The following is a 22,000-nucleotide window of genomic DNA, read 5'->3' as shown; positions in this document are numbered from 1 at the left end:
CGCGAAGGCCATGCTTTCCGCTATTCGCCCGGCGACTACGAAACCTTTGCCAACGACTTCGGCTTTGAAGAAACCGCCGACCAGCGCGCCGCCATCCATGCGGTGATCCAGGACATGATCAGCCCGCGGCCCATGGACCGCCTGGTCTGCGGCGACGTGGGTTTCGGCAAAACGGAAGTGGCCCTGCGCGCAGCCTTTATCGCCGTCACCGGCGGGCGGCAGGTCGCCCTGCTGGCGCCCACCACGCTGCTGGCCGAGCAGCACTACCAGACGCTGGTGGACCGCTTTGCCAAGTGGCCGGTGAAGATTGCCGAGATGAGCCGCTTCCGCTCGGGCAAAGAGATTACCGCCGCCATCAAGGGCCTGGCCGACGGTACGGTCGACATCGTGGTCGGCACGCACAAGCTGCTCAGCCAGGACGTGAAGTTCGAGCGCCTGGGCCTGCTCATCATCGATGAAGAGCACCGCTTTGGCGTGCGCCACAAAGAAGCCATGAAGGCCATGCGCGCCGAGGTCGATGTGCTGACGCTGACCGCCACGCCGATCCCGCGCACGCTGGGCATGGCGCTTGAAGGCCTGCGCGACCTGAGCGTGATCGCCACTGCGCCGCAGCGGCGCCTGGCCATCAAGACCTTTGTGCGCAGCGAAAACAACGGCGTGATCCGGGAAGCAGTGCTGCGCGAGTTGAAACGCGGCGGCCAGGTCTACTTCCTGCACAACGAGGTCGAGACCATCCAGAACCGCCGCGAAAAGCTCGAAGAGATACTGCCTGAAGCGCGAATCGCAGTGGCGCACGGCCAGATGCCCGAGCGCGAGCTTGAGCGCGTGATGAAGGACTTCATCGCCCAACGCTACAACCTGCTGCTGTGCTCGACCATCATCGAAACCGGCATCGACGTGCCGACCGCCAACACCATCGTGATGAGCCGTGCCGACAAGTTCGGCCTGGCACAGCTGCACCAGCTGCGCGGCCGCGTGGGCCGCAGCCACCATCAGGCCTACGCCTATTTGATGGTGCCCGACATCGAGGGCCTGACCAAGCAGGCCGGCCAGCGGCTCGAAGCCATCCAGCAGATGGAAGAACTCGGCTCGGGCTTTTACCTGGCCATGCACGACCTGGAAATCCGCGGCACCGGCGAAGTGCTGGGTGAAAACCAGAGCGGCAACATGCTCGAAGTCGGCTTTCAGCTCTACAACGAGATGCTCAGCGAAGCCGTGGCCTCGCTCAAGGCCGGGCGCGAGCCGGACCTGCTGTCACCGCTGAGCGTGACCACCGAGATCAACCTGCACGCCCCCGCCCTGCTGCCCAACGACTACTGCGGCGACGTGCACCTGCGCCTGTCCTTCTACAAAAAATTGGCCACCGCGAAAAACACCGACCAGATCGATGCGCTGCTGGAGGAAATTGTCGACCGCTTCGGCAAGCTACCGCCGCAGGCACAGACACTCATCGACGTGCACCGCCTGCGCGTGATTGCCCGTCCCTACGGCGTGGTCAAGGTCGATGCCGCGCCCGGCGGCATCAACATCACCTTCAAGAAAGACCCGCCCATCGATTCGATGGCCATCATGCACCTCATCCAGAAGAACCGGCACATCAAGCTGGCCGGCAACGACAAGCTGCGTATCGAGCGCGAGCTCCCCGAACCCAAAGACCGCGCGCAAATGGTGCGCGACATCCTGCGCTCTCTCGGTCAACCCAAAACCCCCTCCACCACAGAAGCAACGCCCGCATGACCCCCGCTGAAATCTCCCCCGGCCTCGTCGTCAACGTCTCTACGCCAGACCTCAAGCTCAGCAATTTCAGGCTGATCGCCTTTGACATGGATTCCACGCTCATCAATATCGAGTGTGTGGACGAAATCGCCGACGCTGCGGGCCGCAAGGCCGAGGTAGCCGCCATCACCGAAGCCGCCATGCGCGGCGAGATCACCGACTACAAGGAAAGCCTGCGCCAGCGCGTGGCCTTGCTCAAGGGCGTGAGCGTGGCCAGCATGGAACAGGTCTACCACGAGCGCCTCAAGCTCAACCCCGGGGCCGCCGAGCTGGTGCACGCATGCAAAGAGGCCGGCATGAAAGTGCTGCTGGTCAGCGGCGGCTTCACCTTTTTTACCGATCGCGTGCGTGACGAGCTCGGCATCGACTACACACGCTCCAACGTGCTGGAGATGAAAGACGGCTTTCTCACCGGCAAGATGGTCGACCAGCCCTGGGGCGACATCTGCGACGGCGAAGAGAAGCGCAAGATGCTGATTGAGACCTGCGGCAATCTTGGCATCAACCCGCTTGAGGCGATCGCCATGGGCGACGGCGCCAACGACCTGCCCATGATGGGCGTGGCCGGCCTCTCGGTGGCCTATCACGCCAAGCCGCGCGTACGCGAGCAGGCCATGGTGGCCATCAATGAAGGCGGCCTGGACCGCCTGCTGGAGCTCTTCAGCTGAAGCCCCGGTGTTGCCGGCATCACAGCCGGCGCATCAATCACTCCGAAATAAGTCAACGATCCCACAGCCATAACACCTTATAAGCAGACACCTGAACCAAAGACAAACGACATCCATGGGTTTTTTCAAACGATTCGAAAGCCAGCTTCCCGCCTACCCTGACGCTGACCCTTCCTTGCCGCCCAAGGGTTTCATGGCCTTTCTGTGGGCCTGCACCGAAGGCGCACGCAGCTACATCCTTCAGCTGGCGCTGCTCTCGGCGGTCATGGCGGTTTTTGAGGCCTTGCTGTTCGCCATGCTGGGCCGCATCGTCGACTGGCTGGGCGCGACGGCGCCCGCCAACCTGTGGGTCGAGCACGGCAACGCACTGGGCTGGCTCGCCTTCATCGTGGTGGCCAGCATCGCCGCCGTGGCGCTGCAGACCACCGTGAAGCACCAGACGCTGGCCATCAACTTCCCGATGCGGCTGCGCTGGAACTTTCACCGCCTGATGCTGGGGCAAAGCATGTCGTTCTACCAGGACGAATTCGCCGGCCGGCTGACCACCAAGGTCATGCAGACCGCACTGGCGGTGCGCGACACGCTCTTCGTGCTGGCCGACGTGCTGGTGGCCATGGGCGTCTACATCGCCACCATGACGGTTCTGGCCGCCGCCTTCGACACGAAACTGGTAGCGCCCTTCCTGGTCTGGCTGGCGCTCTACATCGCGAGCCTCTATTACTTCGTGCCGCGGCTGGGCCGCATCGGCAAGCAGCAGGCCGACGCCCGGTCGCTGATGACAGGCCGCATCACCGACGCCTATACCAACATCACCACCGTCAAGCTGTTCTCGCACACCCGGCGCGAGGCCGGCTTCGCGCGCGACGCGATGAGCGAGTTCATGAAGACCGGCTACACCCAGATGCGCCTGGTCAGCGCGTTCGAGATCGTCAACCACACGCTCAGCATGGGCCTGATCCTCGGCATGGCCGGCACGTCGTTATGGCTCTGGCACCTGGGCCAGGTCGGCGCGGGTGCGGTGGCCGCGGCCACTGCCATGGCGCTGCGCCTGCAGGGCATGTCGCACTGGATCATGTGGGAGACCACCAGCCTTTTCGAAAGCGTGGGCACCGTGCAGGACGGCATCAACACGCTTTCGCGGCCGCACACCATCGTGGACGCGCCCAATGCGGCCGCACTGGACGTGCCGCGCGGCGAAGTGCGCTTTGAAGCCGTGAACTTCAGCTACGGCAAGAACAAGCCGGTCATCGACCAGCTGACGTTAACCGTCAGGCCCGGCGAAAAGATAGGCCTGATCGGACGCTCCGGCGCAGGCAAATCGACGCTGGTCAACCTGCTGCTGCGGTTTTATGACCTCGACGGCGGGCGCATCCTGATCGACGGCCAGGACATTGCCACCGTGACGCAGGACAGCCTGCGCAGCCACATCGGCATGGTGACGCAAGACACCTCGCTGCTGCACCGTTCGGTGCGCGACAACATCACCTACAGCCGCCCCGGCGCCACGGACGACGACATGCGCCTGGCCGCGCGGCGTGCCGAGGCCGACACCTTCATCGCCGACCTGACCGACCCGCACGGCCGCCACGGCTACGACGCCCACGTGGGCGAGCGCGGCGTGAAGCTTTCAGGCGGGCAGCGCCAGCGCATCGCGATTGCGCGTGTGATGCTCAAGGACGCGCCCATCCTGCTACTGGACGAAGCCACCAGCGCGCTCGACTCCGAAGTGGAAGTCGCCATCCAGAGCAGCCTGAACACCCTGATGCAGGGCAAGACGGTAATTGCGATTGCCCACCGCCTCTCGACCATCGCCGCGATGGACCGGCTGATCGTGCTCGACCAGGGGCGCATCGTCGAAGAAGGCGACCACCGCAGCCTGCTGGCCAACGGCGGCCTGTATGCACGGCTCTGGGCGCACCAAAGCGGTGGCTTCCTCAGCGACAACCTGGAAGAAGAAGAGCTGGCGGCTTGACGCTGCTGGCCGCGCCGGGTGCCCGCGCCTTAGGTACTCATCTGGGCGGGCACTCGTTTGCTATTGTTTTAATAGCTGCCCGCGCATGTAATGAAAGGGCTAGAGCCCGATTTTGCTTACGAAAAAGCCTCAAAATACCTGAACCCGGAGCCTGCTGCACTCATGCCGGATTCAGGCTTTCTCGACCACCGGGCGCCCCGCCTGCACCGCAAACTGCGCCAGTGTTTGCACACCACTGTCGGCACGCGTCACGTCGCTCACCACGCGCAAGGTGGTGGTCAGCTTGCGCGGGGTCAGTTCCACCACGCCGTAGCCTTTGCGTTCTGAGTCCGCAAATACAAAGTGCGGGTTCTCGGCGAGGTAGTCCGGAATTTTCGCGTTGCCGGCAGAGCGGGACGTGATGCTGGTGCCGCAAAACTCGGTGCCCACGGACGGGCTGGAAGTATCCGCGTAGTCGGCCTTGATGTGGCCAACCCAGTTTTCATGCACATCGCCGCCCAGGATGACCGGATTCGCAACGGCGTGCTTGCGCAGCGAATCCGTGAAGCGTGTACGCGCCGCTGCATAACCGTCCCAGCCGTCGTTCCAGAAAACCTGCTCAGGCCCACGGCGAAAGTCGCGCTGGCCAAAAAGCGATTGCTGGCCGACCACGTTCCAGCCGCTATCCTTGCTGGCGGCCCGGCCCCATTCGGCGTCCAGCCAGCTTTCCTGCTGCGAACCCAGCATGCTGCGGGCCGGATCCTTCCACGCAGCGCAGGTGGCGGGGCTCAGTGTGCTGGAGCCGGTTTTCCCGTCACGCGTGCAGGCCTGCGCATCCTTGTATTGGCGGGCGTCGAGCATGTAGAGCGAGGCCAGGCGGCCGTAGGGAACGCGCTGGTAAATGCGCATTTCAGCGCCGCTTGCCAGGCCGGCCACGGCCCGCGTCAGCGCCGAAGCGCGCACGGGCATGTGTTCATAAAACGCCTGGTAAGCGGCAGCGCGGCGGGCGGCAAAGTCCGGCGCCGGCGGCCCGCTGTTGCCGGGTGTGGCGCCCGCGTAGTCGTTTTGCACCTCGTGGTCGTCCCAGGTCACCATCCACGGGCAGGCTGCGTGCATGGCCTGCAGGTCGGCATCGCCCTTGTGCAAGGCATAGCGCTGGCGGTAGTCGTCCAGCGTGAGCACCCAGCCGCCCGTGGGCACACGCACCGGCTGGCCGGCGTTGGGGTACTCGTAGATGTAGTCGCCCAGGAAGAGCACGAGATCAAGCTCTTCAGCAAGCATATGGCGGTAGGCGCTGTAGTAGCCGTGTTCCCAGCGTTGGCAAGAGGCATAGGCCAGCCGCAGCCGCCCCACAGCGGCATCGGGTGCCGGAAAGGTGCGGGTGCGGCCGGTGGCGCTTACCGCCTCGCCCACCGCAAAGCGGTAGAAATACCAGCGATCGGCCTCCAGGCCCTGCACTTCCACATGCACCGAGTGGGCCAGACCGGGTACAGCATGGGTCTGGCCGGCTTGCACGATGCGCGAAAAATGATCGTCGTGCGCAATCTCCCATCGTACGGCCACCGGCGCCGGCTGCAAGCGCATGGCCGCATCATTGTCCAGAAGCAGCCGCGTCCAGAGCACCACCGAGTCATGGGTGGGTGAGCCRCTGGCCACGCCCAGCGTGAAAGGATTGCCGGTCAGCCGTTGCTGGGCCGATGCCCTGGGTGGCAGGTAAAAACCAGCACCCGCCGCCGCCAGCGACTGAAGCAACCGGCGCCTGTGGATTACGGGAGTCATGTGGATCGCTCAGTGCCTGGCTGGCAGGCGCACGATGAACGTGGTTCCCGAGCCGGCGCTGCTGTGCACATCGATGGTGCCGCCGTGGATGTCGACCGCGTTGCGCACAATCGCCAGGCCCAGGCCGGTGCCCTGGATGGTGCCCACGTTACTGGCGCGGTGAAAAGATTCGAACAGGTGCGGCAACTCGTCCTCTGGAATACCGATGCCCTCGTCCGCCACCTCCATGACGGTCATGTCCTGATCGATGCTCACGGTGAACCGCACAAGACCGCCCAGCGGCGAGTACTTGACCGCATTGGAGAGCAGGTTGCTGAAGATGTGGCGCAGGAGCTTCTCGTCGTACAGGCCTTCTCCCGCCCCGGCGGAATAATCCAGCTGCAACTCGCACAGGCTGTCCGGTTGCTGGGTGCGCGCCTCTTCCACCAATTGATGGCACAGCCTGTGCAGGTCCAGCGGATGCGGTTCAAACTCCAGCATCTGGGCATCGGCCTTGCCCAGCAGCAGCACGCGGTCCAACATGCCCGTCATGCGTTTCACGCCGGCAGCAATGCTGTCCAGAATCTCCAGTTTTTCCGACTCAGGCAAGCGGCTGCCGTAATGCCTGAGCAATTCCTCGGCGGAAAGAATGCCAGACAGCGGTGTACGGAACTCATGGCTGGTCATGGCCACGAAGCGGGTGCGCAGTTCATTGAGCGCCTTTTGCTGCTCAAGGGCCTCGCGTGTGTCTTCCTCTGATTTCTTGCGTTCGGTGATGTCAAGAAACGCCCAGATCACACCTGAATCAGGGTCATGGGGCTGAACACAACTGCCGGCCATCTGCACCCAGAAGAGCTGTCCGTCCCGCCTTCTGAGCTGGCGTTCATTGATATAACTGCCGGTGGCAATCAGCATCTCACGCGCTTCCTTGCCGAACTGCTCCCAGGTGGCAAGGTCGGGATGGATATAGCTGGAAGACTGCCCCATCAGTTCTTCGCGCGGGCCGCCGATCATCTGGGCGAATTTCTCGTTGACCCACTCATGGCGCCGGTTCACCGACAGCACAATACCCACCAGCGCACTGTTAAGAATGGCTTCGCGCTCCGAGGAGGTGCGCAGCAGCTTGGCCTCCAGTTCCTTGCGCTGCGTGATGTTGATGATCACCCATACCGTGCCCTGCGAAAGGTCGCGTTCGGCAACGGACTTGCCCGACAGCGACACCCAGATCAAGGTGCCGTCAAACTGCCGGACCTGGATCTCGCCTTCGTAGTTTTCACCGCGGCTCACGCAGGCGGCCACTTCACCGCCCACCTGCAGGTACTGCTCACGCGACAGGTAAAACGGCTCCATCGAAGTCAACGGATTGCTGCCTGCACCGAATACTTTGAGCATGGCCTGGTTGGCCCAGCGAAAGCGGCCATCCGGTGTCAGGAAGGCAATGCCCACAATGGAATTTTCCAGGATCATTTCGCGCTCTTTCAGCAGGGTGCGAAAATTTTCCTGGGAAACGCTCAAGGCCTCCACCATGGATTGCTCAGCCATGATGCGGGCTTGGGCCTGCTCTTTTTCCTGCCGTGTGACGTTGATGCGGTCCGCCAGCGCAAACGACAGCACCACCATTTCCAGCGCCGACCCGATCAGCAGCGAATTGGCCGTGAGCACATTCGACGGCAGGACACCCGTGTTGTGCAACGCCAGCGTCACCACACCCACCAGCAGCAAGGCCCAGGCCGCCAGGAAATACCGGGCCCCGGGATGCCCCATGCGCACGCTCAGCAAACCCACCGCGACCAGCGTGGTGACACTGAGAACCGCCAGCACGGTCACCATCCATGACGACACCACATAAGGCATCGTAAAAGCGGCCAGCAGGGTCAGCAGCCAGCCGCCCACCAGCGCCTTTATAAAGCGGTCCATGCGGGGCATCTTGAGTGCACTGGAAAGAAAGCTGCGTGCAAACAAAATGCCGAATGAGGCGGTCGCCGCCATGCCCGCAGGGGGCGAAATGCTGTTCCACCAGGTAAGGCCCGGCCAGATGAATTGCGCGCCAAAACCCGTCAACGCGGCCTGCGCGATGGCCATGCAGCCGACAAATGCCACATAGATCAGGTAGGCCCGGTCACGCACCGAGAAAAACAGCAGCAGGTTGTAGAAAAAGAGCCCGACCAGCAACCCAAAGTAGAGGCTGATCGTGGCGTACTCAGCCTGGTCGTGCCGCCACAGCGCTGCAGGCTGCCAGAGACGAACGGGCGCAGACACCGTGCCGTCCGACGTCACCCGAAGGTAGAGCGTATTGACGGCACCGGGCTTGAGACGCACCGGCATCACATGGTTGCGGTGCACCACGGCCCGATCGGCAAAAGGCAACAGGTCACCGCCCACCTGCCACACAAAGCCGCCCTTGCCGTCCGGTGAATACAGCTCCAGCCGGTCMAGCGGCGGATAGGCCAGCTCCAGCATCCAGTCTGCGGGTGTGCTGCGTTCGGTCCGCAGGTTCACACGCAGCCAGATGGCCGAGCTGGTCAAACCAAAATTGGTGGCCGAGCCGGTTTGCGGCACCGGCTGAAAACGCGCCTGGACATCCGGTTTCAAAAGGTCGGCCAGCGTCAGCTCGCCGCCGGCGTCTTCAAGGTAGGTAAACGACTGCGACAGTACATATCTGCCGTCACTGCCGATGGTGATCTCACCCGCTTCGGTGCGCTCCTGCGCGGGCTCCTGCGGCTGCGCCCGAACCAATGGCCCGGCACCCACCAGCAGCAGGGCAAGCACAACCCGAAACAGGTACCGGAAGCAAGACGTCATGGGTTGGCGGCAAGAAGCAGGGACTTGCGCCTTTGCACCTGCCCCGGCGAGGCGGCAGAAGCCGGAACGGCGCCTGCAGCGTGCCGCTGGCCGTTGCAGACTTCATGGCTGATCGCCAGGTTTTCTGCATGGCTGTTGCCCCCTTCGCTCAGGGGCAGGATGTGCTCCAGGGTGGCGGCCTGGGGCGTGACATGTTCGCCGCACACCCAGCACGGCACCACCCCGTGGAGCTGCCGTGCCACAGTTTTGTAGATCTTGTCCCGGGTATGCCCCAGCCTGCTCACGGCAGCGTTTTCCTCTGACCGCCGCTCGCGGGCAGCTGCCTTTGCGCAGCGCTCATTGCCGCGCTCCCTATTCGATCCTGGCCGGCCGCGCGTCGGCGGGTTGGGTGAAGGAGTCTTCCCACTGCGTGGCAAAACGGTCGTTCTTGTCTATGCGAATGCCGCCGGTGCCATCGGGGTTGAAACCGACATTGCGGGTAGCCGTGGCTCGCGGGGATTCGGGCTGGTTGTCCTTGTTGAGTTCCTTGAGCGCGGCGTCCTTGGCGGCCTTGACACGTTCCCGGGTGAAAGATTCCAGGTCGGCGTGGAAACTGCTGTCGCCGCCGCGGGTTTCCTGGTGCTCCTGCACCAGCTCCTCCGGAATTTCCCCCAGGAAGGCGGCACGCATGGCGCTGACCGTGGGCGGACGGCCGGCCTTGATGGAGGTGTAGGCAATGCCGCAATCCGACAACAGTGTCTCCTTGAGCTGGCGGGTGGCCTTGCTCACATCACGCTTGCCGCGCAAATCCACGCAACCGACGACTTTGCCATCCAGGGTGCAGATGGTGAAAGTCGTATAGACGCCATTGAGCAGCTCAAGCAGGCGTTCGGTTTTTTCCTTGTCTTTTTCCTTTTCCTTGTCTTTTTCCAGCGGAATGGTAAAGCGCAGCACCGGCAGCTTGACCATCACCGCATGGTCATGGAAAGTGCTTCGCAGCCATTTCCATACCTCGTATTCATCGTTGGTCACCACCCCACGGGCACGCAGCGGCCATTTGTGGGGTATCCGCAGCTTCGCACTCGCGCTTTTGCGCAGCCAGGCGGCATACAGCAAAACACCTGCAAGCGCGCCCACAGCGACGCCCAGCAACGTCATCAGCCATGAAATCAGGTTCAAGATGTAGTTCTCCTCTATCGATTGGGGATGCCGCCGAAGCCAGGCAGTACGAACAGCGACCCCAGTGAGTCACAGAACGGACGCCCTGTCAATTCAGGCCAGCGTCCCGGTGCGTTATTAAAACAGGTTTTACCGGTTTTCCAGGAATCTGGGGCACAAAAGAGCTTCCAGCCCAACCCCGACGTGCGCAAGCAGCTATATTTTTCATAGCATCCGGATGGCGCTGCAAAACACGCGGCCCTGCGGGTTGACGATGACCTTTGCCACGCAGGCCACGAATCGGTATGCTCGATTTTTTGCAGGAGCCCAACATGCCACGCAAGACCGCCCAGGATTTTGACCAGGAACTGCTGATTCTGTTTGATGCCTATGTCCATGGCACGATCGACAGGCGAGGCTTTCTGGAGCGCGCCCAGAAATTCGCCACCGCCGGCCTGACCGCGACAGCCCTGCTGGCCGCCCTCAGCCCCGATTTTGCCGCGGGGCAGCAAATTGCCCGGGATGACAAACGCATCAAGACCGACATGGTCAGCTATCCGTCGTCCGCCGGCTCAGGCACAGTCAAAGGCTATCTGGCCAGGCCCGCCAATGCCACGGGAAAACTGCCCGGCGTGCYCGTCATTCATGAAAACCGYGGSCTCAACCCGCATATTGAAGACATCACCCGCCGACTGGCGCTGGACAACTTCATCGCCTTCGCACCCGACGCACTCACCCCCCTGGGCGGCTACCCCGGCGACGAAGACAAGGCGCGCGAGTTGTTCGCCAAACTGGACCAGCGAAAGTGCGTGGAGGATTTCGTGGCGGCCACCACCTGGCTCAAGAGCCGGGACGACTGCACCGGCAAGCAGGGTGTGGTCGGGTTCTGCTATGGCGGAGGTATGTCGCACACCCTCACCACGCGCCTGCCGGAGCTCAGCGCAGCCGTTCCCTTCTACGGAAACCTGCCGGCAGCGGAAGATGCCGCCAAAGTCAAGACGCCGCTGCTGATCCATTTCGCCGCGGTGGATGAGCGCATCAATGCCGCATGGCCCACCTACGAGGCGGCACTCAAGGCGGCAGGTGCGAACTACACCGCCTACCAGTACCCGGGCACGCAACACGGCTTCAACAACGACACCACGCCGCGTTATGACGCCGCCGCGGCAAAGCTGGCGTGGGAGCGCACCCTGGCGTTTTTCAACAAACAGCTCAGGGCCTAGAACCGGGCAGGCATCGCGGGCCCGCTGCCCGCCCATCCCAGCATCGTCCCCCGCGAAAACCCTGCCCGGAACGCACCAGGCACGGCTTTTGCACGCGTTACCATTGGCTACTTTCGCTTTTCGGCCTGTCCGTGAGCCGGCGAGCGTTTCCCTCACTCAGATCCTCTGGACACAACCATGAACATTCTGCAAAAAATTGCCGCGACAGCCGGCTTGCTGACCTGTGCGCTGGGCGCAACCCAGGCCCAAAACAGGGAGCTGGTCGTCGGCTCCAGCGCCACCTACCGTCCCTTTGCCTATGAGAGCCCGACCAAGGAAATTGTCGGCTACGACGTGGACATGATCAAAGCCATCGCCCAGAAAGCCGGCCTGCAGATCAAGATCGTCAACACCCCCTGGACCGGCATCTTTGCGGCCCTCAACAACGGCGACGTGGACCTGGTCATCTCGGGCGTCACCATCAACGACAAGCGCAAGCAGTCCTACGACTTCACCGCCCCCTACTTCGAAGCCCGCCAGTTGATCGCCGTGCACAGCAACAGCACGGCCAAGAGCCTGAAAGACCTTGCCGGCAAAAAAATCGGCGTGGTCACCGGCAGCACCGGCGACGACATGGCCTCGCGCGAATTCGGCAAGACCAACCCCGACATCCGCCGCTTTGAAAGCACCCCGGTCGTGATCTCCGAGCTGGCCAACAACGGCCTGGACGCCGCCATCGGCGACAACGGCGTGATCGCCTTTCGCGCCCAGGAACACAAACAGCTCAAGACCGTCAGCGACGCGAGCTTTCCCAAGGAATACTTCGGCATCGTCGTGAAACAGGGCAACAAGGCGCTGCAGGACAAACTCAACGCAGGCCTGGCCGCCGTCAAGGCCGACGGCAGCTACGCCGCCATCTACAAGAAATGGTTCCAGGCCGACGCTCCCGCGTTGCCCGCCCAGTAACCACCAGGACACCTCCTTATGGAACACGTCCTCTGGTTCGGCTGGTTCCGGGCCGACATCATTGCCGAGTACAGCGTGCTGTTCTGGCGCGGCCTGCAGATGACCATCATGGTGACACTGATCTGCATCGTGCAGGGCACCTTGCTGGGCCTGGCGGTCGGCATGGCGCGCGTGGCCGAATCGCGCCACTCGCCCGCGCGCGCGATCTGCAAATACGCCCTGCGCTGGCCCTCTACCGTCTACGTCAGCTTTTTCCGCGGCACGCCGTTGTTCGTGCAGATCCTGCTGATCCACTTCGCAGTGCTGCCGCTGTTCATCAACCCGACTGACGGCCTGATCATCTCGGGCGAGACAGCGCGCGACATCAAGCAGAACTACGGCGCCTTCCTGTCCGGTATCGTGGCGCTCACGCTCAATGCCGGCGCCTACATTTCCGAGATCTTCCGCGCCGGCATCCAGTCCATCGACAAGGGCCAGGTCGAAGCCTCGCGTTCGCTGGGCATGTCTTTTCCGCGCACCATGTACCACGTCGTGCTGCCGCAGGCTTTTCGCCGCATGCTGCCGCCGCTGGGCAACAACGCGATCTCGCTGCTGAAAGACTCGTCGCTGATCTCGGCGATTGGTCTGGCCGAACTGGCCTACGCCGCGCGCACCGTCGCCGGCGCCTATTCACGCTACTGGGAGCCCTACCTCACCATCTCCCTCATGTACTGGGTGCTGACGCTGGGCCTGGCTTACCTTGTCAAAAAACTGGAGGCTCGTTATGGACGAGGTGATTCGCGTTAAGCGGCTGACCAAGCAGTTTGGCCACACGCCGGTATTGCGCGGCATCGACTGCGCCATCAAGGCCACCGAAGTCGTCTGCGTCATCGGCCCTTCCGGCTCGGGCAAAAGCACTTTTTTGCGCTGCCTGAACGGACTGGAAGACGCCAGCGGCGGCGAGGTTCTGGTGCACGGCGTGTCGGTGCACGAACCCAAGACCGACGTCGATGCCCTGCGCTCGGAAATCGGCATGGTGTTCCAGCGCTTCAATTTGTTTCCACACAAAACCGTGCTGGAAAACATCACGCTGGCGCCCACCAAGGTGCGCAAGCTGACGGCACTGGAGGCGCGCAACCGTGCCAGTGAACTGCTGGTCAAGGTCGGGCTGCTCGAAAAGATCGACGCCTACCCCAACCAGCTTTCGGGCGGGCAGCAGCAGCGCGTGGCAATTGCCCGTGCGCTGGCGATGCAGCCGCGCATCATGCTGTTTGATGAACCCACCTCAGCGCTCGACCCTGAAATGGTCGGCGAAGTGCTGGCCGTGATGCAGGCCCTGGCCGAAGAAGGCATGACCATGGTGGTCGTCACCCACGAAATGGGTTTTGCCCGCCAGGTGGCCGACCGCGTGATGTTCATCGACGAAGGCCTGGTGATCGAAGAGGGCTCACCGGCGGAGATCTTTGACAACCCCAAGGAAGAGCGTACCAAGCGCTTTTTGAGCAAGGTGTTGTGAGACAGCGCGCGCCCGCTCCTGCGGGCACGCGTTTCTCCCAACAAGGTTCAGCCATCCAGAGAGGTCGCCATGCCTGCAACCCTCCGGGCCGTCCAGGCCGACATCACGAAACTGCAGCTTGACGCCATCGTCAACGCTGCCAATTCATCGCTGCTGGGCGGCGGCGGTGTCGACGGTGCCATTCATCGCGCTGCAGGGCCTGAACTGGTCCATGAATGCCGCCTGCTGGGCGGCTGTAAAACCGGCGAGGCCAAAGCCACCAAAGGCTACCGGCTCCCGGCGAAGTTCATCATCCACACGGTGGGTCCGGTCTGGCGCGGTGGCGGCAACGGCGAGCCTGAGTTGCTGGCCTCCTGCTACAGGCGCGCCATGGAAATCGCGGCAGCCAAAGGCGTTACGTCGATGGCCTTCCCCAGCATCAGCACCGGCATTTACGGCTACCCGATTGAGTTGGCTGCCCAGGTCGCAGTGGCCAGCGTGCGCCAGGCTCTGCAGCAACCCTCTTCCTTGACGGAAGTGGTGTTCTGCTGCTTTTCGGCGCAAGACCTGGCGGTCTACCAGCATGTGCTGGGCAAGGCCCTTGACTGCGGAGATTGACGCATGCCAGAACTTCCCGGCCTTGTCCCGATTGCATTCACCATTTTTTCGTATGTTGTCTGCGTCAAACTGGCGGCCTGGCTTTATCGCCGTACGCAACTGAGCTGGAAACACGCATTCATTTTCGGTGTTGTCCTGTTCATGGTTCTGTTCGCCGTCGGTGCTGTTGTCAGGTCGCTGGGCGCCGGCTCGGACCCCATACGCCAATCCCTTGTGGACCTGGCCACCGGACTGGCGGCACAACTGGGTCTGGGTGCATGGTGGCTCGGCTCGCGAKCCAGAACAAGGGCGGGTGCACCCCTTGAATTGAAAGGCGGAGCCTTGCTCGCCCTGATGACCTATGGGCTGGTTTTTTTCTTCTCTCTTGCGGCAGCGATTGCGCTGCCCTTCTTTGCCCGCATGGCAGGCAACGCCGTTTAGGTTCAGTACCCCGGCACCTTCAACACCCGCGCCAGGTAATCAAAAAACACGCAGTACAGCGCAATCGGCAGCGGCAGGCCCAGCAGGGTGCCCACCAGATAGTCACGAAACTTCACGCCAGACATTGCCAGCGCATAGTTCAGCGCCGGTACGGTCTGCAGCAGCGTGCGCAGCACCACAATGCTCGCCACCGGCCTCGCGTCCAGCTGAGCCAGCGTGCGTTGAGCCCACCGACCCTTGATCTGCCGCAAAGCGTCCCCGCCCATCAGGCGAATCAGCCAGAAGGTGAAGGCGCATGAGATCACGGCTGCGAGGTAAGTTGCCAGGCCACCCCACATCTCGCCGAGCGCCAGCACAGCCGCGGCCAGAAAAATCCAGCCGGGGATCTGGATCAGGTTGCCCAGCGCAAACAGCGCGATAAAAATCAGCAAGCCGCTGACTTCGTTGTCCAGGAATTTCTGGTGCAAGAAGACCAGGCTGAAGTTGTCGCGCAAACCGGAAAGCTGGAACACCGCCAGCAGCAGCCCCAGAAACGCGACCACGGCGATCAGTCTTTTGTAGCGGTGCATCTTGACTCTATTGCGGGTTTGGGCAGGGACACCGGCCGATTTTAGGCGCCAGCCAACCCATGGCCATCCAGCCAGCCCGGGGCCCTTTTTGCAAATAAATGCCATCAGCCTGTAAGAAGCGCCCGCCCGGCCCGACCAAACAGCAACACGCAGCAAGACTGCGGCGGAAATCCCGGCAATCCACTGGAAATCCGGGCGTTGCGGCCAGCACAAGAGGAGCATTTCATGAACACGTCCCGGCAGATCATCCACCCCGGCTGGTTGCGCGCCATGCACTGGCTCAACGCGCTGGCCGTGGTGGTATTGATGATGAGCGGCTGGCGCATCTACAACGCCACGGCCTTCCTGGGCTTCAGCATTCCCAAAGACCTCACGCTGGGCGGCTGGCTGGGCGGCGCGCTGCAGTGGCACTTTGCGGCCATGTGGCTGCTGTTCTTTAATGGCCTGCTCTACCTGGCGTTCAACATCGTCACGCGCCGGCTCTTTCACAAATTCTTTCCGCTTTCACCCAGGGCACTGGTCGCCGACTTGCTGGCGGCCCTCAAGGGCAAGCTGGCCCATGCCGACCCCAGCCACTACAACACCGTTCAGCGCCTGGCCTATCTCTTCGTCATGGTGGACAGTGTCCTGCTCGTCGTTTCGGGCCTGGTGCTCTGGAAGTCTGTGCAGTTTCCGCTCCTGCGCGAACTGATGGGCGGCTACGAAGGTGCGCGCCTGGTTCACTTTTTCGCCATGGCCGCGCTGGCCGCATTCGTCGCGGTTCACCTGGTGATGGTGGCGCTGGTGCCGCGCACCCTCGTCTACATGGTTCGCGGCCGCTGACCCGACGAACTGCCTAATCGCCGCAAAGCCGCAAGGATTACCCATGATCATCAAGCCCCCTCCCCGTATGGACATCGACAGCGCCGCCGTGCTGGGCGAAGCCGTTGCACGCATTGCCCACACCCGCAAGCTCGGCACGGCACGCCGCAATTTTTTACGCACCTCGCTCACGCTGGGTGGCCTTTCCATGCTGACCGGCTGCATGCTGGACGACAGCGAAAGCGTCAACACCGCTCTCGGCAAGATCTCGCGCATCAACGACGAAGTGCAGGGCTTGCTGTTTGATCCCAACCGCCTGGCGCCGACCTACCCCGAATCCATGATCACCCGGCCTTTCCCCTTTAACGCCTACTACGGCGAGGACGAAATCCGGGAAATCGAGGAAAGCAGCTACCGGCTGGAAGTCACGGGCATGGTGGCCGACAGGCGCAAATGGGCCCTGCCCGAGCTGCGCGCCATGGCACAGGTGGACCAGGTCACCCGCCACATCTGCGTGGAAGGCTGGAGTGCGATCGGCAAATGGGGCGGCGTGCACTTCGGCAGTTTCCTGCGTCATGTGGGCGCCGACCTGAGCGCGAAGTACGTCGGCTTCAAATGCGCCGACGACTACTTCACCAGCATCGACATGCCCACCGCGCTACACCCGCAAACCCTGCTGGCGCTGACTTACGACGGGCAGCCGCTGCCGCCCAAATACGGCTTCCCGATGAAGCTGCGCATGCCCACCAAGCTGGGCTACAAGAACCCCAAACACATCCAGGCGATTTTTGTCACCAACACCTACCCTGGAGGCTACTGGGAAGACCAGGGCTACAACTGGTTCGGAGGTAGCTGAGCACCGCTCAGAGACCCTGCAACGCGGGCAATCATTTAACGATTGCCTTTTTCATTCAACCCATCCATTCATTCACTACCACTCAAGGACAACACCATGAACAAATTGACTGCTTCCCTCCTGTCTGCCTGCATGCTCTTCGCCGGCGGCAGCGCCATGGCGCAAGACGCGATGAAAAAGGATGCCATGGGCAAAGACGCCATGGCCAAGGACGGCATGAAAAAAGATGCGATGGCCAAGGACCCGATGGCGAAAGATGCCATGGCGAAGGACGCCATGGCAAAAGATGGCATGAAGAAAGGCGACAAGATGGCGAAGAAGGACAAGATGAAAAAAGACCCCATGGCCAAGGACGCCATGGGCAAGGACGAAATGAAAAAGTAAGGCCGCTGCGCGCCGCGCCGCTTGCGGCCGGCCCGCTATGTCCCATCTGGGGCCGGCACAACCGGCTTGAGCCACAGCGCCGCGGCGTCAGCGGGCGCCATGCGCCGCAGGTTCACGTCCTGCCAGATGACTGCTGCGACCTCTTCAAGCTGGTCAGGCCCGACGGTGTGCCATCGCTGGTGCAGCCTTTCAGCGCAGCGGGCAATCCATTCGGGTGGGGTGTTTGTGTCCATGGGTAAATCATAGTTGAAGACTGTATATATGTACAGTACCATTGTTCTTCAAAGTGATTCCATAGAACAACCCAACCCAGAGACTGACATGCAGCTTCTACATGACCCGCCCACCAGGCCACCCTTCACCCCTGTCACCCTGGCCACGCCAGTCACTCCGGTCACCCGGCCAACACAGGGCCGCACCTCTGCAAACTGGCCGTTTTACGTACAAGCCCCGAAGCAGCTCTCAAGCGATGTCCGGGCAAACGCCTTGCGCGTCCTGGAAACCTCGGCGCGCTATTTTTTCAGCGCGTCCAGCGCGCGATAGTTTGCGCCCCTTGTTCCACCGCGTCCCAGATCGCCAGGCCGCGATGCTTTCACACAGCAACTTGCAAGGCGGCGCCACGATGGCGCTATGTTTTTGATAGCTGCTTGCGCCCGTCCTTATTAGCCAAAAACCCGATTTACTTGGGAGATTTGAGAACCGCCGGCAGGCTTCAGATACCAGGCCCATCAGAACGCCATGGACGCCTGCAGCCACAGCGTGGGCCGTTTGGCCGATGAGGCCGGGATGGAAGTCGGCAGGCCGCCGTCGGTGCGCCAGGCCAGCGAAGAACGCAGCTGCACACCCGCCAGTCTGGCATTCAGGCCAAAACCCGCGCCGGCCAGCTGGCGGCTGTTGGAAGCCGCCGCGCCGAAAGGGTTGCGGTTGATGGTGACCTTGCCCCAGTCATAGAACACGGTAGCCTGCACATTGGCCATCACGTTGTGGCGCAACTCAACCGTGCCGCGGTAACCTTCGTCGCCGCCAGCCTCACCCTGCGGATAGGCGCGTACGCCGTTGACGCCGCCCAATGAGAACTTCTCGGACGAATCCAGGTTTTTGCTGGCCAGCTGGCCCGTCATTGACACGGCCAGGAAGGTGCTGTCGGTAAAGCGCTGCAGACGGTTGGCGCCATAAGAAACACGGGTGTAACTGCCGCTGGACTGGGCCGAGGCCGCGTCAATGGCCAATGCGGTGGGCGAGTTGATGCGCAGGTTGCCCATCGCCACCGACAGGTCCAGGCCGGTGATGCCCCCGCCGCCCAGGGCATCTTGCAGGTTGCCTGAAAGGCCGAAGGTGGTGACCAGGACTTTCTTGGGTGTGAAGGTAGAGGTGGCGTCTACATAGTCTTTGAGCTGCTTGTCTTCCACCGACACGGTGCCGTTCAGGTTTTTAAGCTGGCTGCGGATGAAGGGGTAAGCGGCAAACACACTGGCGGAGGTGGCCGTGCCATGGGCCTGCAGGGTTTCAAACTCCTGGCCCAGCTTGTAGCGGGTGTCGAAGTAGGCGGCGCCTACCTTGAGGCCGTCGCTACCGACAGGCAACTGATAGGCCAGCCGCGTGAAGTTCAGGTTGCGGCCGCTGGTCAGCGCATTGACGGTGAGCTGGTCACCGATCTTCAGCGGGCTGACAAGATTGAACGTACCGGCCACGCGGTATTCGCCGGTGTAGCGGCTGCCGTAGTTGTCGACCACGACATTGCCGCTGTAGGGCTTGGCCGGGTTGACCTCAATCAGCAGCTCGGACGTGCCCACGCTGGCGCCGGGCTGCAGCGTGGCGCGCGAGCTGCTCACGCCGGGCGTGTCTTGCAGCAGCAGCAGGCCGCGGTCAATCTGGTCGGACTTGATGACGTCGCCGTCTTTGACCTGGCCAAGGTAGGCCTGCGCGCGCTCGTCACTCAGCAATGACTGGTTGTTGATCTTGTGGCTGGAAATGCGCCCTTCAATCACGCTGATGGTGACAGCGCCATCGGTGATGTCCTGCGCGGGCAAATAAGCGCGAGCCACGGCAAAACCCTGGCGGCGGTAATACGCGGTGATGCGGCGGGCGGCGGCACTGAGCTGGCTCAAGGACTGCTCGGCACCTATGAGGCCGGCCACCAGGGGTTGCAGCTGCGCGCTGGGGATCTCCTGGTTGCCGGTGATGGTGATGGACTTGACGAGCACCTTCGCCTCGCCCTTCTGGCTGAGGTCGGCTGACTCTTCGATGCGCTGCAGCGGAACGCTCTGTGGCGGCGGCAAGGCGGGCGCCTGCTGCAGGTCGCGCAGCACCTGACCGGCGTCAGGGGCTGGGGCAGTCTGCGCCCAGGCGCCGGTATGCAAAGCTACCAACAGGGCTGAAGCCAGCGCGGAAAGGGGTAACGAATCCTGTTTCATTTTTTCGCTCTACTTTTCTTAATACTCATCCAACACAAGCCACTGCTCCTTCATGGCAGCTGACCATCCATACACCCCATCGCCCCCCGGGCCATGGCTTCGATGCCCCGGGCGACATCCTGCAATTGTGTGTACCCGACTCTCATGCAGCCATACTGCGGATGCAGTACGTCCAGCGTGACCGCTCCGGCAATGTCGCAGAGACCGCTCATCCTGTATGTCCCCATTTTTAGGGACATGAAACCAATCGTAACTATATCTGCCGGTTTTGCCTGTAGCACAAATGCGCTATGAGGCCCACCCTAATCCGTCGCCCAACGGCGCCCCAATTGATGTAAGCGCTCAGCCCAACCAGGGATTCCCTGCAGGCTCCGAAATGGCCAGGCCGCGCGTCCAGCTTGCCATCGTTGGGGGACGACTTGGCTTTCGCGGAGTCATTGCTACATTTTTAATAGCTGCTTGCGCCCGCCCATAAATGGCTACAGCCCGACTGAGCTAATGAAGAGCCATGAAAATGGTTTATTCACAAGTGGCACGGCTAACGCTTTTGGGCATCAATAAACCGCAGCTGACGATACTGACCAGCGAGTTCGACAGCCTGGCGTTGCCGCTGTCACCGCTGTTGCCGTTACTGCCGTTGCCATTCCCGCCCGCCTCATCGTCGCGGTTGTCGGGCTCAATGAAGCTGGCGGGGCCGCTGTTGACCGTCTCGCGGCTGGTTTGGTAGATGGTTTGCAGCGCGATCCTGTACTGCACTGTGTCTGGCGTGCCGGGCGTAGTACTGCCTTTACTGGCAGTCACCAAAGGCAAGCCAGTGGCCAGCAAGGTAACCACACCCGTGCAGGCTGCCTGCGCAGAGTCTCACCGCAGGCCCACCAGGGCCTCGCCTACCCCGCCTCCTCCCCAAGCTGCCGCCTATTCGCCTCTGTCCTGGCGGGCTGCCTCTGCGGCGGCATTCAACGCCTTCATGCGCGCGCCATCATCCAGTATGTTGAACGGATCGTCGTCCACCGCGCTCGATATGCTGCCTGTGCCATCTCCATTGGCGCTATCGGCGCCACCCGTGACGCCACCCATGGCATTGCCCGTGCCGGCAATGGTGTTGAGCGCGGTCACATAAGGCCCATCCAGCGCTGCCGTCACGCCGAAAAGGGATGCAGGCAAAGGCGGCGTACCGGTCATCGTCAGCGTGCCGTTGGTATAGACGACGTTGTAACCCAGGGCCGATGCCAGCGTGCCCTGCGTGATGGCATGTGTGGGGCTGGTCGTGGCAGCGCCTGTGGGCGCCGACAGCGCACCGTTCAGCGCAGTTGCCGCGGTGTCGCCCGCCACCAGGCCGCTGTTGACGGTGTAGGTGAGGGCCGGGTCGGCGCCGCCGTATGCCTTGCTCACGTTGTCGCCGCTCACGTTGAGCGTCGGCACAACGCTGTAGACAAAGCGGTTACCGGTGAGAGAGGCCATTGACGCATCGCTGGGCGCATTGGCGGCATAGGTGCGGCCAAAGGCGTTGCCGGTGGAAACCAGGCCGCCCAGGGTGCTGGCAGCCGGATCGGTCGAATACACGAGGAAACGGCCGCCCGCGCCAGGATTGAGCGCGCCAGCCCCGGCGTTGTTCACAAGGTTGCGCCCGGCGGCCAACACCAGGGAATCATTGGCCGCGCTGCCGGAGGTGACGGTGTTGTTCAAAGTGAGGTCGCTGGCCGCCCCTGTGGTGCGCACCAACACCTTGCCGCTGGCAGTCAGCCCTGCTGTGTTGACGGTGCCAATGGCCAGCGCACCGGCCTGCGAGTAGCTGGCGTTGCCTGTGTTGCCGGCCAGCGTGGTCACCGCATTGGCGGCGTTGGTCAGTGCGTGGCTGCCCGTGCCCAGCAGCTCCAGGCCGGTGGCCGTGATGCCCGCGGTTTGTGTGCTGGTACCGGCGGTGCTCAGCGTGAGTTCGCTGGCCGTCAGCGCGCCGTTGATGGCGATGTTGCCACCGGTCGTGATCAGCTTGAACTTGTCCTGCGCATTGCCGAAGGCGTTGTCGACCGTGATGCCGGCCGCGGATGACACGCTGACTGTCTGCGCAGACCCGGCGTTAGTGCTGATGGCGAGATTGCTGGTACTCAGCGCATTGGCGGCAGTGAGGCTGATGTCGCCCGCAGCGCCAGGTTCTGTGGTCGCCAGCGTTTGCAGGCCGGTCACATTGGTGCCCAGCGTGATGC

The 22,000-nt window shown here is 62.5% G+C and carries 21 protein-coding genes; 12 read left to right on the top strand and 9 right to left on the bottom strand.

All coding sequences use genetic code 11. The annotated features are described in order from the left end of the window. From AC1D1P_RS01660 to AC1D1P_RS01650, 3 genes are all read left to right on the top strand, one after another. Positions 1 to 1,737, top strand: a 1,737-nt coding sequence (locus AC1D1P_RS01660; protein ID WP_477671908.1) for a transcription-repair coupling factor, incomplete at its 5' end; no start/stop codon positions are given. Beyond that, positions 1,734 to 2,444 carry a phosphoserine phosphatase SerB gene (gene serB, locus AC1D1P_RS01655; protein WP_477671907.1) on the top strand — a complete coding sequence of 237 codons (711 nt, stop codon included), beginning with the start codon at positions 1,734 to 1,736 and terminating at the stop codon, positions 2,442 to 2,444. The genes AC1D1P_RS01660 and serB, both read left to right, overlap by 4 nt. Positions 2,445 to 2,559: 115 nt before the next feature. Beyond that, complete coding sequence (locus AC1D1P_RS01650) at positions 2,560 to 4,416, top strand: ABC transporter ATP-binding protein (RefSeq protein ID WP_477671906.1); 1,857 nt, start codon at positions 2,560 to 2,562, stop codon at positions 4,414 to 4,416. A gap of 171 nt (positions 4,417 to 4,587) precedes the next feature. On the opposite strand, the gene AC1D1P_RS01645 is transcribed toward AC1D1P_RS01650, so the two are convergent. The 4 genes from AC1D1P_RS01645 to AC1D1P_RS01630 form a co-directional block, all read right to left on the bottom strand. Beyond that, a complete protein-coding gene (locus AC1D1P_RS01645; protein ID WP_477671905.1) occupies positions 4,588 to 6,174 on the bottom strand; it encodes an alkaline phosphatase D family protein in 1,587 nt (528 codons plus the stop codon). 9 nt (positions 6,175 to 6,183) lie between these two features. After that, on the bottom strand, positions 6,184 to 8,955 hold the full coding sequence (locus AC1D1P_RS01640) for a 7TM diverse intracellular signaling domain-containing protein (protein ID WP_477671904.1): 2,772 nt from the start codon (positions 8,953 to 8,955) through the stop codon (positions 6,184 to 6,186). After that, positions 8,952 to 9,239: an HNH endonuclease gene (locus AC1D1P_RS01635; protein WP_477671903.1), complete on the bottom strand. Its 288-nt coding sequence runs from the start codon at positions 9,237 to 9,239 to the stop codon at positions 8,952 to 8,954. The genes AC1D1P_RS01640 and AC1D1P_RS01635 overlap by 4 nt, the downstream gene beginning before the upstream one ends. A 67-nt stretch (positions 9,240 to 9,306) precedes the next feature. Beyond that, positions 9,307 to 10,113: a DUF2726 domain-containing protein gene (locus tag AC1D1P_RS01630; RefSeq protein WP_477671902.1), complete on the bottom strand. Its 807-nt coding sequence runs from the start codon at positions 10,111 to 10,113 to the stop codon at positions 9,307 to 9,309. 311 nt (positions 10,114 to 10,424) lie between these two features. Here AC1D1P_RS01630 and AC1D1P_RS01625 point away from each other — a divergent pair, with 311 nt between their 5' ends. The 6 genes from AC1D1P_RS01625 to AC1D1P_RS01600 all read left to right on the top strand — a co-directional run bounded on the left by AC1D1P_RS01625 (position 10,425) and on the right by AC1D1P_RS01600 (position 14,772). Beyond that, positions 10,425 to 11,315, top strand: coding sequence for a dienelactone hydrolase family protein (locus tag AC1D1P_RS01625; protein WP_477671901.1), 891 nt, complete (start codon positions 10,425 to 10,427; stop codon positions 11,313 to 11,315). Between the two features lie 177 nt (positions 11,316 to 11,492). Next, complete coding sequence (locus tag AC1D1P_RS01620) at positions 11,493 to 12,260, top strand: basic amino acid ABC transporter substrate-binding protein (protein ID WP_477671900.1); 768 nt, start codon at positions 11,493 to 11,495, stop codon at positions 12,258 to 12,260. 18 nt (positions 12,261 to 12,278) lie between these two features. Beyond that, positions 12,279 to 13,046, top strand: a complete 768-nt coding sequence (locus AC1D1P_RS01615; RefSeq protein WP_457280527.1) for an amino acid ABC transporter permease — start codon at positions 12,279 to 12,281, stop codon at positions 13,044 to 13,046. After that, the gene (locus AC1D1P_RS01610) at positions 13,024 to 13,755 is read left to right on the top strand and encodes an amino acid ABC transporter ATP-binding protein (RefSeq protein ID WP_457280526.1); all 732 of its coding nucleotides are present in this window, start codon (positions 13,024 to 13,026) and stop codon (positions 13,753 to 13,755) included. Before AC1D1P_RS01615 ends, AC1D1P_RS01610 begins: the two co-directional genes overlap by 23 nt. 69 nt (positions 13,756 to 13,824) lie before the next feature. Next, entirely contained in the window at positions 13,825 to 14,352 is a 528-nt protein-coding gene (locus tag AC1D1P_RS01605) for an O-acetyl-ADP-ribose deacetylase (RefSeq protein WP_457280525.1), read from the top strand. Positions 14,353 to 14,355: 3 nt separating this feature from the next. Then, positions 14,356 to 14,772: a hypothetical protein gene (locus AC1D1P_RS01600; RefSeq protein WP_477671899.1), complete on the top strand. Its 417-nt coding sequence runs from the start codon at positions 14,356 to 14,358 to the stop codon at positions 14,770 to 14,772. Positions 14,773 to 14,774: 2 nt separating this feature from the next. Here the strand turns inward: AC1D1P_RS01600 and AC1D1P_RS01595 are convergent, their stop codons facing one another. Further along, positions 14,775 to 15,341, bottom strand: a complete 567-nt coding sequence (locus AC1D1P_RS01595; protein WP_457280523.1) for a TVP38/TMEM64 family protein — start codon at positions 15,339 to 15,341, stop codon at positions 14,775 to 14,777. A gap of 225 nt (positions 15,342 to 15,566) precedes the next feature. On the opposite strand from AC1D1P_RS01595, the gene AC1D1P_RS01590 reads away from it, so the two are divergent. The 3 genes from AC1D1P_RS01590 to AC1D1P_RS01580 all read left to right on the top strand — a co-directional run bounded on the left by AC1D1P_RS01590 (position 15,567) and on the right by AC1D1P_RS01580 (position 17,382). Next, positions 15,567 to 16,163, top strand: coding sequence for a cytochrome b/b6 domain-containing protein (locus tag AC1D1P_RS01590; RefSeq protein WP_477669225.1), 597 nt, complete (start codon positions 15,567 to 15,569; stop codon positions 16,161 to 16,163). Positions 16,164 to 16,206: 43 nt separating this feature from the next. Further along, a complete protein-coding gene (locus AC1D1P_RS01585) occupies positions 16,207 to 16,998 on the top strand; it encodes a molybdopterin-dependent oxidoreductase (protein WP_477671898.1) in 792 nt (263 codons plus the stop codon). A gap of 96 nt (positions 16,999 to 17,094) precedes the next feature. Beyond that, a complete protein-coding gene (locus AC1D1P_RS01580; RefSeq protein ID WP_477671897.1) occupies positions 17,095 to 17,382 on the top strand; it encodes a pentapeptide MXKDX repeat protein in 288 nt (95 codons plus the stop codon). 35 nt (positions 17,383 to 17,417) lie between these two features. Here the strand turns inward: AC1D1P_RS01580 and AC1D1P_RS01575 are convergent, their stop codons facing one another. From AC1D1P_RS01575 to AC1D1P_RS01560, 4 genes are all read right to left on the bottom strand, one after another. Continuing rightward, positions 17,418 to 17,615 carry a hypothetical protein gene (locus tag AC1D1P_RS01575; protein ID WP_477665830.1) on the bottom strand — a complete coding sequence of 66 codons (198 nt, stop codon included), beginning with the start codon at positions 17,613 to 17,615 and terminating at the stop codon, positions 17,418 to 17,420. 495 nt (positions 17,616 to 18,110) lie between these two features. Beyond that, the gene (locus AC1D1P_RS01570; RefSeq protein WP_477671896.1) at positions 18,111 to 19,796 is read right to left on the bottom strand and encodes a ShlB/FhaC/HecB family hemolysin secretion/activation protein; all 1,686 of its coding nucleotides are present in this window, start codon (positions 19,794 to 19,796) and stop codon (positions 18,111 to 18,113) included. Positions 19,797 to 20,315: 519 nt separating this feature from the next. After that, positions 20,316 to 20,597, bottom strand: coding sequence for a hypothetical protein (locus AC1D1P_RS01565; RefSeq protein WP_477671895.1), 282 nt, complete (start codon positions 20,595 to 20,597; stop codon positions 20,316 to 20,318). 114 nt (positions 20,598 to 20,711) lie between these two features. Next, positions 20,712 to 22,000 (bottom strand): MBG domain-containing protein (locus AC1D1P_RS01560; protein WP_477671894.1); only part of this gene is annotated, 1,289 nt, incomplete at its 5' end.

This window comes from Polaromonas sp. P1_E1_2, assembly GCF_056406035.1.
This window is presented reverse-complemented; position numbering and strand designations above follow the sequence as displayed.

Coding starts and splice junctions, on each gene's coding strand:
- serB (WP_477671907.1), top strand. CDS start 1,734: ATGACCCCCGCTGAAATCTCCCCCGGCCTCGTCGTCAACGTCTCTACG.
- AC1D1P_RS01650 (WP_477671906.1), top strand. CDS start 2,560: ATGGGTTTTTTCAAACGATTCGAAAGCCAGCTTCCCGCCTACCCTGAC.
- AC1D1P_RS01620 (WP_477671900.1), top strand. CDS start 11,493: ATGAACATTCTGCAAAAAATTGCCGCGACAGCCGGCTTGCTGACCTGT.
- AC1D1P_RS01615 (WP_457280527.1), top strand. CDS start 12,279: ATGGAACACGTCCTCTGGTTCGGCTGGTTCCGGGCCGACATCATTGCC.
- AC1D1P_RS01610 (WP_457280526.1), top strand. CDS start 13,024: ATGGACGAGGTGATTCGCGTTAAGCGGCTGACCAAGCAGTTTGGCCAC.
- AC1D1P_RS01605 (WP_457280525.1), top strand. CDS start 13,825: ATGCCTGCAACCCTCCGGGCCGTCCAGGCCGACATCACGAAACTGCAG.
- AC1D1P_RS01595 (WP_457280523.1), bottom strand. CDS start 15,341: ATGCACCGCTACAAAAGACTGATCGCCGTGGTCGCGTTTCTGGGGCTG.
- AC1D1P_RS01590 (WP_477669225.1), top strand. CDS start 15,567: ATGAACACGTCCCGGCAGATCATCCACCCCGGCTGGTTGCGCGCCATG.
- AC1D1P_RS01585 (WP_477671898.1), top strand. CDS start 16,207: ATGATCATCAAGCCCCCTCCCCGTATGGACATCGACAGCGCCGCCGTG.
- AC1D1P_RS01580 (WP_477671897.1), top strand. CDS start 17,095: ATGAACAAATTGACTGCTTCCCTCCTGTCTGCCTGCATGCTCTTCGCC.
- AC1D1P_RS01575 (WP_477665830.1), bottom strand. CDS start 17,615: ATGGACACAAACACCCCACCCGAATGGATTGCCCGCTGCGCTGAAAGG.
- AC1D1P_RS01570 (WP_477671896.1), bottom strand. CDS start 19,796: ATGAAACAGGATTCGTTACCCCTTTCCGCGCTGGCTTCAGCCCTGTTG.